The organism is Paenibacillus campi (genome assembly GCF_034659835.1).
Taxonomy (GTDB): domain Bacteria; phylum Bacillota; class Bacilli; order Paenibacillales; family Paenibacillaceae; genus Saccharibacillus; species Saccharibacillus campi.
In genome coordinates this window covers 36,072-49,879 of sequence record NZ_JAXSQZ010000014.1, presented here as the reverse complement: position 1 = coordinate 49,879, position 13,808 = coordinate 36,072, and the positions used below count along the sequence as shown (strand labels likewise).

Annotated in this window: 12 protein-coding genes and 1 riboswitch; of the genes, 10 read left to right on the top strand and 2 right to left on the bottom strand. The window is 48.2% G+C overall.

The window, feature by feature from the left end; genetic code table 11:
• The first annotated feature begins 5 nt into the window (after nt 1–5).
• The 9 genes from U1I11_RS20870 (at nt 6) to U1I11_RS20830 (ending at nt 9,990) form a co-directional block, all read left to right on the top strand.
• Nucleotides 6–1,064, top strand: coding sequence for an SAM-dependent methyltransferase (locus tag U1I11_RS20870; RefSeq protein WP_322904397.1), 1,059 nt, complete (start codon nt 6–8; stop codon nt 1,062–1,064).
• A 38-nt stretch (nt 1,065–1,102) separates the two neighbouring features.
• Nucleotides 1,103–1,576: a DinB family protein gene (locus U1I11_RS20865; protein ID WP_322904399.1), complete on the top strand. Its 474-nt coding sequence runs from the start codon at nt 1,103–1,105 to the stop codon at nt 1,574–1,576.
• A gap of 639 nt (nt 1,577–2,215) precedes the next feature.
• A complete protein-coding gene (locus tag U1I11_RS20860) occupies nt 2,216–3,709 on the top strand; it encodes a serine/threonine protein kinase (RefSeq protein WP_322904401.1) in 1,494 nt (497 codons plus the stop codon).
• Nucleotides 3,710–4,042: 333 nt separating this feature from the next.
• Nucleotides 4,043–5,002, top strand: coding sequence for a hypothetical protein (locus tag U1I11_RS20855; RefSeq protein ID WP_322904402.1), 960 nt, complete (start codon nt 4,043–4,045; stop codon nt 5,000–5,002).
• 123 nt (nt 5,003–5,125) lie between these two features.
• A riboswitch (TPP riboswitch) is annotated at nt 5,126–5,230 on the top strand.
• A gap of 573 nt (nt 5,231–5,803) precedes the next feature.
• On the top strand, nt 5,804–6,415 hold the full coding sequence (locus U1I11_RS20850) for a thiamine phosphate synthase (protein WP_322904404.1): 612 nt from the start codon (nt 5,804–5,806) through the stop codon (nt 6,413–6,415).
• A 32-nt stretch (nt 6,416–6,447) separates the two neighbouring features.
• Nucleotides 6,448–7,647, top strand: a complete 1,200-nt coding sequence (gene thiO, locus U1I11_RS20845) for a glycine oxidase ThiO (protein ID WP_322904405.1) — start codon at nt 6,448–6,450, stop codon at nt 7,645–7,647.
• The gene (thiS, locus tag U1I11_RS20840; protein WP_322904535.1) at nt 7,647–7,850 is read left to right on the top strand and encodes a sulfur carrier protein ThiS; all 204 of its coding nucleotides are present in this window, start codon (nt 7,647–7,649) and stop codon (nt 7,848–7,850) included. The genes thiO and thiS overlap by 1 nt, the downstream gene beginning before the upstream one ends.
• A gap of 2 nt (nt 7,851–7,852) precedes the next feature.
• A complete protein-coding gene (locus U1I11_RS20835; protein WP_322904407.1) occupies nt 7,853–8,620 on the top strand; it encodes a thiazole synthase in 768 nt (255 codons plus the stop codon).
• A 296-nt stretch (nt 8,621–8,916) separates the two neighbouring features.
• Nucleotides 8,917–9,990, top strand: coding sequence for a thiazole biosynthesis adenylyltransferase ThiF (locus tag U1I11_RS20830; RefSeq protein ID WP_322904537.1), 1,074 nt, complete (start codon nt 8,917–8,919; stop codon nt 9,988–9,990).
• 414 nt (nt 9,991–10,404) lie between these two features.
• Here the strand turns inward: U1I11_RS20830 and U1I11_RS20825 are convergent, their stop codons facing one another.
• The gene (locus U1I11_RS20825; protein WP_322904409.1) at nt 10,405–11,052 is read right to left on the bottom strand and encodes a thiamine diphosphokinase; all 648 of its coding nucleotides are present in this window, start codon (nt 11,050–11,052) and stop codon (nt 10,405–10,407) included.
• A 590-nt stretch (nt 11,053–11,642) separates the two neighbouring features.
• On the bottom strand, nt 11,643–12,377 hold the full coding sequence (locus U1I11_RS20820; RefSeq protein ID WP_322904411.1) for an alpha/beta hydrolase: 735 nt from the start codon (nt 12,375–12,377) through the stop codon (nt 11,643–11,645).
• Between the two features lie 252 nt (nt 12,378–12,629).
• On the opposite strand from U1I11_RS20820, the gene pdhA reads away from it, so the two are divergent.
• Entirely contained in the window at nt 12,630–13,697 is a 1,068-nt protein-coding gene (gene pdhA, locus U1I11_RS20815; RefSeq protein WP_322904413.1) for a pyruvate dehydrogenase (acetyl-transferring) E1 component subunit alpha, read from the top strand.
• The last annotated feature ends 111 nt before the right edge of the window (nt 13,698–13,808 follow it).

Sequence of the window (13,808 nt, the reverse complement as noted above, 5' to 3'; positions counted from 1 at the left end):
ATTTCATGAACGAACAGGAAACGATTCAACCGGCGGAATCACGCTGGATCGGTACAGCCAATCACGGCTTTGCCGCTTATGCACAGGAAGAATTAAAACGGGCATTTGGCTCGGTCAAAAGCTCGGTGTTAGTGCCGGGAGAAGTGCTATTGCTAACATTGCCTGCGGAAGCGGAGCAGGTGATTCAGCGCTTGCAAACACAGCCGCTAATGTTTTTGCGTCATATGCAGCCAGTGCGTTACGATATTGTGCTGGAACAGCTTGCAGAGGGAGAGCAGCCGCTGCATACATTGGCGGCATTGCTGCTGAAACGTGAGGAGCTGTACGGCAAGCCGCTGGCGCTGCAAGTGCGCAAAACCGCTGATGCGGATACAGGTGATAGCAATGCGTCCGAGCTGCGCCATCAATTGGAGGAGCAGTTAGCTGAGCTGCAAGCAGAGTTTACGGTGCAACAACCGGAGCTGATCGTATCGGTATTTTGGACTGCTGATCGTTTGTATGGAGGTATCTCCGCACCTGAGCATAATGTGTCGGATTGGAATGGCGGGGCGATTCGCTTTCAGCGTGAGGAAGGCCAAATTTCGCGTGCCAAGTTTAAGTTGCTGGAAGCGGAAAAGGTGTTCGGAATCGACTTTACCGCTTTTCAGCGGGCGCTGGACGTCGGGGCAGCACCAGGGGGGTGGACATCGTTTTTGTTGGAGCGCGGTCTGCATGTGACTGCTGTTGATCCTGCCAAAATGCATCCAAGCTTGCAAAACCATCCGCAGCTCAAAACCGTACGACGTAATGCGGCGGACGTCAAGTTTAGTGCAGGTGAATTTGATCTGCTCGTCTGCGATATGAGCTGGAGTCCGAAGCTGACCGCACGGCTTGTGATCGATTTGCTGGATGCGGTACAGCCGGGTGGCACGGTCATCGTGACCGTCAAGCTTATGCACAAAAAACCGCTTGCCGTCATCCGTGAAGTGATGGAATCGTTTGAGCAAGCGCGTTTGCAAATTCAGCGTGCCAAACAATTGTTTCACAACCGTGATGAAATTACGTTGTATATGGTAAGATATTAATATGTAGTTGCTGTATATCTTGAAAAAGGATGTGCGTGATGCAAAATACTATTTATCGTTATTTGCCGGATGTGGAACATTTTATTGAGCTGGTTCGTGCCCTGCCTGAAGCTGAAGTGGAGTTTAAACCATCGGAGACCGCGTGGAGTGTGCATGAGATTGTCGTGCATTTGTTAGATACGGAAATCGTATTGCAGCAGCGACTCAAAGCGGTACTAGCGGAGGAACGTCCACCGTTGATCGCGTTTGATCAGGATGCATGGGCGCGCAGATTAAATTATGGGCAGCTCGATTTGGAACATCATTTGCAGGCACTGCTTGCAATGCGACGCGCGTTTGCACCGGTGCTGGAAACGGTGACCGAAGAAGATGGGCAGCGTATCGGTGTGCATAATGAAGATGGTGAGATTACAGCGCGCATGTTGATCGACAAGTTGTGTATTACGCATCTGGAAGCGCATGTTAAACAAGTACAGCGCAATCGTGACGCTTTTGCTGCACAGAAGAAGTAAAGGGCAATGAGGTGAAAAGGAAAGTGGGCAGTCTGTGCGTGTGTATAGTTTCGGACTGCTTGATAGACGGTTTACGGTCGTTCGTTTTCATTAGACGACGCTCGTTATCCGTTTTATTTCATTTGAATGCTGTCCTATTTGTTCGATGAAATGCTGAAGTTGATCGTTTAAACATATCGCTTCGTAAGAGTCTCGGCAGTGAGGTGATGCACAGCAATGGTATAGTTTGATACAAAGAATGAACGTGCATCGTTGTGCTTATGTACGTAAATGCAAGATGCACAACAGTCTTTACTTTGCTGACTGTATCTTTTATAATTCGTGTATATTCATACGAACGGACAGGGAAAGCATCCCGTCCGCATAACAGGGCTATTACAGCTCTGCATGCGGACGGGATGCTTTCTTTTTTTGTTCAGATAGGAGCGATAGAAAGAAATATAGCTATGGTATCAAAGCAGATCAAAGCGACTAACACAGGCAATAGGCAGCGCGATCTCATAGGGCAGAATGATTGCGCATGCTGTGCCGCCAAGCTGGACGTGCTCGGTGTAGCAGTTTGGTACGTTGCTGTTCCGTTTAGTCAGGTGAGGTGTTGATTTTGCAAAACAACTCTCGAAATCGAAAGGGGCAAATACGATGGCGTTTCCAACAACTTTACATGAAGGCATGATTTTGGATGATCGATATCGGATTATACGCAGACTGGGACGCGGCGGGATGAGTCAGGTTTATTTGGCTTATGATTTGAAGCTGCCGGGCAAGGAATGGGCGATTAAGGAAACGATATCCGTTTCATCTACGTATCGGGAGGCGGAAGCGGAGGCAGCGATGTTGATTACGCTGAGCCATCCTTTTTTGCCGCGTATTGTAGATGTTATTACGAGCGATGATTATACCTATATGGTGATGGATTATATTCGCGGAGAGACGCTGGAAGAAAAGTTTCGCACACAGCCTGAACAGATTGATGTACCGTTCATTTTACGTTGTGGTGATCAGCTGCTTCGTGTGCTTGAATATTTGCATCAGCATGAGCCGCCGATCATTTTTCGTGATCTAAAGCCGTCGAATGTAATGATTACGCCAGAAGGCGATGTGCGTTTGATCGATTTTGGTATTGCCCGTACATTTAAGCCGCAGGAAAGTCATGATACGGTTAAGCTAGGTACGGTTGGCTTTGCCGCACCAGAGCAGTATGGCGGCGGACAGACCGATCATCGTGCCGATCTGTACGGGCTTGGCGCATTGTTACTTTATCTTGCTACTGGCGGTATGTACAGTGAATGGTTACACGGAATGGAGGAGCTGGTGCGCAACGATATGCCGACCGCTGCGGTGCAGATGTTGCAGCGTTTATTACAACTTGATCCGGCTCATCGCTTCCAGTCAGCAAGTGAAGCAAGGCAGGCGCTTCAAATTAAATCGGTGCAGCGTTCGCATGTACAAGATACTTCGTTAACGCCGCTCGTACAGTGGAACAAAACGACACAAGTGATTGCATTGATAGGTGCTACCGCAGGTGTAGGCACAACGCATGCGGCGATTATGGTCGCTCATTATTTGGCGCGTAGGCAGCACTCGGTCGCACTGGTAGAAATGAATGGGGCACCAGGTGCATTTGCCCGTATTCAGCAGGTGGCGGTATCCGGGTTGAACGAGCAACAGCGCATGCGGCAAGCGCGGCAGTTTGAGCTGGAGAATGTGCATTACTGGCGTGAATCTGCGCGTGCGGAAGTCGTATCGTTGTTAGGCGGAAGTTACCAGTTTATCGTACTTGATCTTGGTATGTACAAACACAATGATCGACTGGAAGAATTTTTGCGTGCCGATTTGCCGATCGTTGTTGGCTCGGGAGCGGAATGGCGCTATCAGGACATGATCGAATTGACGAACGAGCTAAAGCAATATTCCCATGAAAAGTGGCATTATTGCTTGCCGCTTGCTCATGAAGCAGCAGTACGCAGATTGCGTAAAGAGCTTGCCACCGAGCAAGTGTATGCATTGCCGTGTCAGCCAGACCCGTTTGATGAACATGAAGATACCGACATATTGCTCGCGATACTGTTGCAGCGCTATTTACCGCTTGTGCACAAAAAGCGTAAATTCCGGTTTGGTCTGCAATTGTTTTGATTCCGGCACACAAACTTTAATTGCGACTGAGACGTTAGACATAGAATAGGGCATTCTAACTCAAAGCGTGCAATAATTTATCGGGAATGATTTGCGTCTGAAGGGCTATAGAGGCAGTAAAGACTCGTCCTTTTATCCCTTTGAAGCTGAAGGCGATATGGTATAAGCTTAATGAGTAGGCTACTTGTAGTGAACAGTAACACTACATACGGTTGAAAGTAGCAATAAAGTGCGATGATGAATACGATGTCGATTTGTTTGTACAGTCAGTTAAACAGTGAGGAAGCGGTGTGTAGCCAGGATTGCACAATAGCCTGATAAGGACGATCATTTTTGGATACGGTAGCTTATCGGTATGCCAAAGGGGGAGCGGATATGACAACGGTTATGTTTTGGAGTCCTGATGCCGGTCATGGTAAAACCTCATCACATACAGCAATCACAGCCATCACGGCGGCTTTACAATACAGAGCGCGCTTATTGCTCTGTCACAATGGTCACAGAGGGCATGGTGTGGAATCTGCGTGTGCAGAGGACTTGGCGGAGCAGGCGGCTGAAGTCTGGATGGACGGGCCGGGCATTGATCGCCTGCATTATTTGCAGCAGTCCGGCATTTTGAATGATCATAATGTGTCCGATTATATGGTGCCGCTTATTCGCGGCAGACTGGATATGCTGTCCGGCACTCGTTATGATGAGCAGTCTTGCAGCCCTACGAGCAGTTTCTGGCGCGCATTGTTAACTTCAGCAGGTCAAGCATACGATCTTGTGCTGCTTGATGCCGGATCAGGGGAAGACAAGCTGCCATTGTTAAAGCTGGCTGATCTGGTCGTCGTGAATCTAAGTCAGCATATGGAGCAATTACACCATTTCTTTTCCCACTCTGTATATGCAAAATGGGCGGCAAATTGCGCCTGGATTCCGGTGTTAGGGGCTTACCGAGCGGAAAGTAAACTCAATCAAACCCATATTGCCCGCACATTCGGCTTAAAGCGTCCGCTCTATACGATTCGCGACTGCCAACCATTTCACGATGCCTGGAATTCACGGCGTCTGTTGTCATTTATGCGATATCGGCTGATGCTGGATTGGCCGGAGCAGCAGTCCGGTGAATTTTTTCGCCAATCGTTTGAGCTGACGACTGCGGTGCTTGAGGAGCTTGAACGACTGGAACCGACCAAAAAGCCGCCGTGGGGTGCCAGCGGTGATCGAATCGGCATGCAGCGGCTGCGCTACAGTGATCGGATGCCACAAGCGGTAGCTTATCCGTATATGAATAGTGTACAAACATAAATAGTTTGGCGTTACGATTTATTGCTTGCAGGCACAACTTATGAATGACGTGGAAGCAGTTGCTTTATCCGTTTCATTTTGCTAAGATGGGGATGCTTAATCAAGTAGCGTTATATTTTATATTCATTGCACTGGGGGAGCCTTGCGGGGCTGAGATGACAGGATGCTGTCGAACCCTTTGTACCTGATCTGGATTATACCAGCGTAGGGAAGTGGAAGAAGCACACCTCCATTTACGTATGTTCCGTAGGTTGATCGATTTGAATTTATGCTGTTTTGGATCGGCGTAGTTCGAACTGGAAGTTACCGTTACAGCTATAGTCATTTATTACCTTATAACTATACGGTGCACAATACGGATAACGATTCATACGTAAACGAGAATGACTTCGTTCATCATTTGGCACAGCATATGTATGCTTGCTGGGTGTAGAATATGTTTATGCGTGATAAGACGATAAACAACCACTTTCCTGACGCGGAAGGTGGTTTTTTTGCGTATTTGTCGCTACGACAAGCTGCATAATCGCTTGCGCGAACGAGTAAGCTGACCGCACTACATGTGGAGTTTACTATCATCTAGCCTAGAGCAGTTCATCGTGTGATGTACGTATCTGTTCAGACGATGGAGTCGGTTAGACAGCATATGTAAGATGGTCAAGCTATTCGTATGTTTTATGTGCGCGTAGTTTTAACTGTAATGCAGCGAAGTGTTAATACGAATACGTTGAACAACATCGATTTAGCAACAGGTACATAGGAGCATCGACACAGACGAAGTGGAAGGGGGAACATACGTTAATGCAAATGCATCTGGTTACACCGGAACAGATCGAGGCAGAGCGAATCATAAACATTGCTAGTTGTATGTATTCGGATGTCACTGCTATTCATATTCGCCAAAAAAGCTTGCTTGCGCATCAGATCGAGCTGCTCGCTCGCCAATTGCTGCATAGCGGTATTCCTGCTTCCAAGCTCGTATTAAACGAGCATTATACGCTAGCAGCCCAAATGGAGCTGGGCGGAACCCATTTGCCAGAACATGTACCGCTCGCACTTGATCGTGCACAATTTGGGTTGCGAATCGGACGTTCTGTGCACAGTCTGGAAGCAGCGCTTGCGGCAGAACGTGAAGGTTGTGACTATGTGTTTTTCGGACATGTGTATGCAACGACATGTAAACTAGGCATCGCTGCACGTGGGCTCGTAATACTGGAGCAATTATGCGACAAGCTGAGGATTCCTGTCATTGCGATCGGCGGCATCAAGCCAGAGCATGTAGGTGAGCTGCAACGGGCGGGCGCATCGGGAATCGCGGTGATGTCCGGTATTTTTGCAGCGGAGCAACCGCAGCGGCAGCTTGAACGGTATCGGGAGCAGCTTGCTCGTTATGCTGTATCTACTACCGAGTAGAGACATCAAATCCAAACAGGAAGTGACGGGATATGAAAAGTAATGGGCATTACGATGTAATCGTCGTCGGCGGAGGGGTGATCGGAGCAAGCATTGCTTTTGAACTGGCGGGAAAAGGTGCTACGGTGGCATTGATCGAAAAGCATCAGCCTGCATCCGGTGCATCAGGTGCAGCCGGTGGTATGCTGGCGGCTAGCTCGGAGCATTTTGCCGCACCAGAGCTATATCAGCTTGCGCTACAAAGCCGTGCGCTATACCCTACGTTGAGCGAGCGATTGCAAGCTTTGACCGGTATCGATGTCGGTTTGCGTACGGAAGGCTTTCTGTTGCCGATCCATCGCCATACGAATGCAGACTGGACAAAAGACAGTCACCATATTGCCGAAGCACATGCCAAAGGGATGGAATGGTGGGACAATACGCGGCTGGCGATCGAGGAACCGTATGTACATGCCGAAGATGGAATGTTATACAATGCTGCCGAGCCGCAGCTTGTGCCCACACTGCTCAATGAAGCGTATGTAGCTGCATTTGCGCGGCTTGGCGGTGTGTTTTACCGTGACCATGAAGTGATTCGCCTACTGCGCGAGCCGGATGGTCGGGGCGCTGTGCAAGGAGTGCTCACCGAACAGCGCCTAATGTATGCCGATCAGGTTGTGCTTGCGTCCGGTCTCGGTACAGCGCGTTTGTTGACTGGGGAAGGATGGCGTTTGCCTTTTTTACCAGTCAAAGGGGAACTGCTGGAAATTCGTACACCGTTGCCGTGGTTGCAGCATACGATTTTTGGCGAAACGGTCTATATTATACCGAAACATCCGCATCGTATCTGGATTGGAGCGACTAGCAAGCCCGGACAATATGACACAACCGTCGAAGCAGGGGCGATAGTCGAACTGTTAATGAAAGCGCAGCGCTATATTCCGATGCTGGCAAAAGGCGAACTCGTTCGCTGCTGGGCAGGTGTTCGTCCAGGCACACCGGATGAGTTGCCATACATCGGTGCAGTGGACGAGCTGCCAGGGCTGTGGATCGCTGCCGGGCATTATCGCAACGGGATTTTACTGTCAGCAGGTACCGCCAAGCTGATGAGTGAGGCGATTGCGCAAGGAAATGCAGCGCTAATCCCGCCTGCTTTCCGTCCGGAACGAGCGCTTGTTCCGTTGCCGCCAGCGGCATATGCGTATCATCATACCGGTATAACATCAGGTCATAGCATAGGGGAGTTGGAATGATGAAGTTAATCATCAATGGAACCGACCGTTCGTTCACTACGCGGCTGCAAACAGTAGCCGAGCTGCTACACGAGCTGAAACTGGGCAGCAAAATCGTCATTGTCGAGCATAACGAACAAATTTTGCAAAAGCATGAGCACGAGCAGGCGATGCTGCAATCGGGCGATCGTTTGGAAATTGTACATTTTGTAGGAGGTGGCTGAATATGTTAACGATCGGACAACATCAGATGACATCACGCCTGTTGCTTGGTACAGGCAAATTTACCGACCTGGACGTGCAAGCGCGTGCAGTTGAAGCATCAGCAACCGAAGTGTTGACGTTTGCGGTACGGCGTTTAAATCTCGATCATCCGGATGAGCCTAACTTTCTAGAACGGCTTAATTTACAAAAATACAAGCTGCTGCCTAACACAGCTGGCGCGCATACGGCACAAGAAGCGGTACGTATCGCACGTCTCGCCAGAGCATCCGGATTATGTGATATGATAAAGGTCGAAGTGATCGGACAGGATCAGCTCATTTTGCCTGATCCGCTAGAAACGTACAAAGCGTGCGAAACGTTGCTGGCGGACGGCTTTACAGTGCTGCCTTACATTTCCGATGACTATATGCTGGCAAAAAGGCTGCAACAACTCGGCGTACATGCTGTTATGCCAGGCGCCTCACCAATCGGTTCAGGTCGCGGCATTTTGAATCCGTCTGCATTGGAATGGATTATCGGTGATGCAGAGGTACCCGTCATTGTAGATGCCGGCATTCGATCTCCGGTCGATGCTGCGTATGCGATGCAGCTTGGTGCCGATGCTGTGCTGCTGAACACAGCGGTATCCGGTGCCGATGATCCTGTCCGGATGGCAACTGCGATGAAGCTTGCGGTTGAAGCGGGGCGCCTCGGCAGAGAAGCGGGCATGATCCCGATCAGGCAGTACGCGGTGGCGAGCAGCCCTGCAGAAGGGATGATTACGACTTGATTCGCAACGATGACGGGCAGACGGACAATATGTCCGATGTGCCCAACGATACAGAGCAACAGGTGCAAAACGAACTGATAGCTACGCAGCAGACAGGTTCCTTTCCTTTAAATGATCAGCAGCAACAAGCAGCAAACACTACTGCGCAACATGATGACGATACCGAAGCAGAGACTGCTGTCCCTGTAAAAGACGCACTTGGTAGTCAGGCTGTGCAAGAGTATACGGATACCGAGGTGAACGAAGCAATTTCTGTCGCTAATCCGGCAACTACAACCGCAATCGATGCAGCGCATATATACACCAAAACAGCAACTTCCGCCGCTGCAACTGCTTCTGCTGATTCGCATCGTCGTTATTCGCGCCAGGAACTGTTTGCTCCGCTTGGAACGAGCGGTCAAGAGCAGCTTGGACGCGCCTCGGTGCTCATTATCGGCGCAGGTGCACTCGGTTCCAGCTCGGCAGAGACGCTTGTGCGTGCAGGGGTTGGACATGTGATTATCGTTGATCGTGATTATGTGGAATGGAGCAATTTGCAGCGCCAGCAGCTGTTTACCGAGCAGGACGCTGCTGAACGTGTGCCCAAAGCGATTGCCGCTCAAAAGCGCCTACAGCAAATCAACTCGACGGTACAGATTGAAGCGCATATCGCGGATGTGACCGCCGCTGAGTTGGAACAATTGATTCAAGGCGTCGATTTGATTATGGATGCTACTGATAATTTTGAAACGCGTCTGCTCATTAATGATATGGCGCAAAAATATCGTATTCCGTGGATTTATGGCGGTTGTGTCGGCAGTTATGGCATTACGTTTACGATCGTTCCGGGTGTGACGCCATGTTTGCAATGTTTGATGGAAACGGCGCCACTTGGCGGCGATACTTGCGATACATCCGGCATTATTCCGCCGGCTGTCCAGATGGTTGTTGCTCATCAGACGACCGAAGCGATCAAGCTGCTGAGTGGACAGCGGGCGCAGTTGCGCGGTACGTTGTTATCGTTTGATCTATGGCGTAATGAACAAGTATCGATCAAAATGAACAGCGCTCGTCGTTCGAATTGCCCTTCATGCGGACAGCAGCCGACCTATCCTCATTTAAGCCGGGATGGACAGAGCAAGTCGGACGTATTATGCGGTAGAGATACAGTACAGATTCGTCCGGCACAGCGCCAACAGCTTGATTTACAGCATACAGCTGACCGATTGAAACGGCTCGGACAATATGAGATTACGGCTAATCCGTTTCTGTTGTCGATGACGTTGGAGCAGGGGCGACGAATGGTTGTGTTTCAGGATGGACGTGTTATGATTCATGGTACGAAGGATGTAGCGGAGGCGCGCACGATTTATCATCGTTATTTTGGTTAAACTGGGCTTGATTGTCGGTACGAAACAGATGTATTTTCAAAAGATACAAAAAAAGTTTGTGCCATAACAGATCGTTGTAAATGCCATTTTGAAAAACAGTGGAATAACGACAAAAAAACGATGTAAGCTCATCTTGCTTACATCGTTTTTTCATATTCTTTTTCGGTAATTCAATGTGGGCGAATGCCATGATCAAAGACGATCCATATGCAGCAAATAACGAACAAACTCTTTGTTTTAAGCGAAAATGTACGGGAATAATAAAGGTCATCATTCGCTGTACACAACGTAGTATGTTGATCGTAATTTACGTAAGGCTAGCTAAGTGTAAGGCAGTTCATCTACTTGTGTGAACAGGTTAACGTCTACTACCAGCTAACATTCGTCCCTACCAGACCGGCACAAAGATCAGTCTCAATCCCGACTTTGCACAATGAGCAACAATCCGCCTTCGATCGATACCGTCCCTTGCGGTTCCGCCAGGTGATTGCTAATGCCGCGAGATTGTCCCATACGAAGCGTTGCATTTTCAAGCGGATACTGAAATCCGGTCAGATGGATGCCGGTAACTTCCGAGGTGATTGGCAATAGTGAAATATAAGGATAACCTTGATTGTGAATAACCGACGTTGTAGATGTCAGCGAAATATAATTGTTCATATCTTGAATGACACAGTGAACTTGATGCTGCAAGGCGCGAATAAGTAATTGTACATTGGCGATCGAATGGTCAAACCGTGAACCAAGCGCGCCAAAAATAACAATCTCGTTAATTTGTCGCTCCATCGCCGCTTCAAAAGCCGCTTCCGTATCGGTAACGTCTTTGTCTACTGGATCATACACGATCAGCTCGCCGGCGTGCTGACGAATTTGCTCCAACTCGGTTTCCTGATCTTGAAGGGAGTCAAAGTCTCCAATTGCAAGCTGCGGATTCACGCCATGCTGAATCAAAAACAATGCGCCGCGATCGGCACCGATTACCAGATCATCCTCGCGAATTTCCAGCAAAAAATCAGGATGTAACAGACCGCCTGAAAAAATAAGAGCTCTTTTTGCAGCCATGAAATTCCCTTCTTTCTCTCTATAAAATAAGCCGACTTTCGGCATAAATCGAACGTGTTCCATCTTCCGTTCTATTCGTAACTGTAAAAGGAAATTTACAGTTGCGCAACTTTTACTTGCGCCGATACAATAGAGGATGGGAGTTGCAGACTGCTTTTCATCCGTATGTAGCGGTCATGTGATGCAATAAACGGTATATCCAACTTAAATTGTAAGCGTAAACATAGGGAGTGCCGTTTGAATCCCGGCATTTAAATGTAATAAGTTATGAACAAACGATCACAGACATAGCTACACTGTGGCAACAATCGATAGGAGATCGACCGTTTACAGTCGTTATAATCGCGATCACGCAGCTTATTTTACAAGGCACACTAACTAATCGAACAGAGCTAAGACAAACGATGCATGCTTATAATGCCTAGCAGCAATCTTGCCTTGCTCCTATTCGATTGTGTATGCTTGTCTATTACGATTGCTGTTGCTGTGCATTAATGTTGGACCGAATGATCACATCGCTCCGTTCAATGCGGCAACCTATAGTTTTGTCAGGCAGATGCCGATGTTGCAGGGGGCGGCTACAGCTCCGCTCAAACTTCCTGCAAAAAATATTTGAGCGCAGCAGGCAGTTCTTTTTGCCAGAAGCCCCATAAGTGCTTGCCATCCTTTTCGGCATAACGAACAGTCGCGCCGCGCGCTAATAACAAATCGCGTGTGTCACGATTAAGCTGTACAAAATCATATACGCCTGTATCGCTCTCAAAGTCCGTCTCTTGCAATCCGACGATCATGTACACATCGAGTGCGGACAAATCCGCTTCCGCAGCAATCAGCTGTTGACTTTGCTCATAATAAGCGCCGGACAGGCTAATGATGCGGCGGAACAGTTCCGGATAGCGAAGTGCGATATGCACCGACACACTTCCGCCTAAGGAGTCGCCTGCCAGTACGCGCTCATCAGCGGAGCGGCGTACCGGATACTTTGCTTCAATATAAGGAATGATCTCCTCGGCAAAACAAGCGGTATACGCTGCAAAACGATTGCCGAATGGCGCGTATTCTTGAGTGCGGATTTTGGTGTTCACTTCCACACCAACGACGATAAACGGCTCGATATTTTCATCCAAAATCAATTGGTTGGCATAGGTGGCAATCCGACCAAAGTTGAAAAACTCCTCACCATCTTGGCAGTAAATGACCGGATAGCTTAGCAGTTCGTTATAACCGGGAGGTAAATAAATGCGAAGTGTGCGCGTTTCGCCCAAATGGCGGCTGTCAATTTGCTCTTTTAAGATTGTTCGTTTCAGATAGCGTGAATCTGTCATGGTGGTCACCTTTTTCTATCGTAATTTTTGCAATGGGCTTGGTGATGCGTTAAGATGAAGTCGTGCGATTTTCACGACATGTATTCAAATTTGATGCAACTGTTATATTATTAAAATACATCTGTTATACATACAATAGTCGCTGCTACTAGTTAATTTCAATGTATCCTTTGACGAACTGAGTAGAACAGGTGTATAATAATTCTATAACAGCGGAACATGATATTCAAATTTTTTATTGAGGTGAATAAAATGAGCAAGGTTCCATATGAAGTTTATACGGAAGAAGTGGAAGCACTTTCCGTTCTCTCCCCAGAAGGTAAAATTGTCAACCCTGACAAAGTACCTGATCTGACTGATGATCAATTGAAAGAAATTATGTACCGTATGGTATTTACACGTACTTGGGATGACCGTGCAGTAAACTTAGGTCGTCAAGGTCGTCTTGGTTTCTATGCACCGGTATCCGGTCAAGAAGCGACGATGGTTGGTAGCGTATACGCACTGGAAAAAGAAGATTTCGTATGTCCGGGTTACCGTGATATGCCACAGCTCGTTTGGCATGGTCTGCCACTGTATCAAGCATTCCTGTATTCCCGTGGTCATCAAGAAGGCGGTCGCATCCCTGAAGGTGTGAACGTACTGATGCCACAGATTATCATCGGTGCACAAATTTTGCACGCGATGGGTATCGCTATGGGCTTCAAACTGAAAAAACAAAAACAAGTCGCGATCGCATACACCGGTGACGGTGGTTCTTCCGAAGGCGATTTCTACGAAGGTTTGAACTATGCAGGTGCTTACAAGCTGCCAGTTATCTTCTTCGTACAAAACAACGGCTATGCGATCACAACTCCATTTGCCAAACAAACGGCTGCACTATCGATCGCTCACAAAGCGGTTTCCGCTGGTATTACTGGCGTGCAAATCGACGGTATGGATGTGTTCGCGGTTATTACTGCTGTTCGTGAAGCGGCAGAGCGTGCACGCAATGGCGAAGGCGCGACACTGATCGAAGCTTTGACTTACCGTTTCCGTCCGCACTCCATGTCTGACGATACGAGCAAATATCGTACTAAAGACGAAGAAGGTATCTGGAGCGAGAAAGACCCTATCGCTCGTCTGGCAAAATATTTGGCTGAAAAAGGCCTGTGGACAGATGAAGATACAGAGCGCGTAAGAGAAGAAGCAAAAGCGAAAGTAAACGAAGAAATCAAAAAAGCCGAAAAAACAGAGAAAATGACTGTAAACGGCTTGATCGACAGCATGTTTGAAACTACACCTCACGATCTGGAAGCACAAAAAGCAGACTTCCAATAAACTCGATATAGCGCCCGTTTAGGGCGCTGAGGTTTCGATATTTTCGGTAGTACGAAGCAGCACATCCTTGAGGCGTGAACATGAACAGTGAAATGTTTAAGGAGGAAATGA

Excerpts from the sequence above, each read along its gene's own strand:
- U1I11_RS20870 (WP_322904397.1), top strand. The coding sequence starts at position 6 with ATGAACGAACAGGAAACGATTCAACCGGCGGAATCACGCTGGATCGGT.
- U1I11_RS20865 (WP_322904399.1), top strand. The coding sequence starts at position 1,103 with ATGCAAAATACTATTTATCGTTATTTGCCGGATGTGGAACATTTTATT.
- U1I11_RS20860 (WP_322904401.1), top strand. The coding sequence starts at position 2,216 with ATGGCGTTTCCAACAACTTTACATGAAGGCATGATTTTGGATGATCGA.
- U1I11_RS20850 (WP_322904404.1), top strand. The coding sequence starts at position 5,804 with ATGCAAATGCATCTGGTTACACCGGAACAGATCGAGGCAGAGCGAATC.
- thiO (WP_322904405.1), top strand. The coding sequence starts at position 6,448 with ATGAAAAGTAATGGGCATTACGATGTAATCGTCGTCGGCGGAGGGGTG.
- thiS (WP_322904535.1), top strand. The coding sequence starts at position 7,647 with ATGAAGTTAATCATCAATGGAACCGACCGTTCGTTCACTACGCGGCTG.
- U1I11_RS20835 (WP_322904407.1), top strand. The coding sequence starts at position 7,853 with ATGTTAACGATCGGACAACATCAGATGACATCACGCCTGTTGCTTGGT.
- U1I11_RS20825 (WP_322904409.1), bottom strand. The coding sequence starts at position 11,052 with ATGGCTGCAAAAAGAGCTCTTATTTTTTCAGGCGGTCTGTTACATCCT.
- U1I11_RS20820 (WP_322904411.1), bottom strand. The coding sequence starts at position 12,377 with ATGACAGATTCACGCTATCTGAAACGAACAATCTTAAAAGAGCAAATT.
- pdhA (WP_322904413.1), top strand. The coding sequence starts at position 12,630 with ATGAGCAAGGTTCCATATGAAGTTTATACGGAAGAAGTGGAAGCACTT.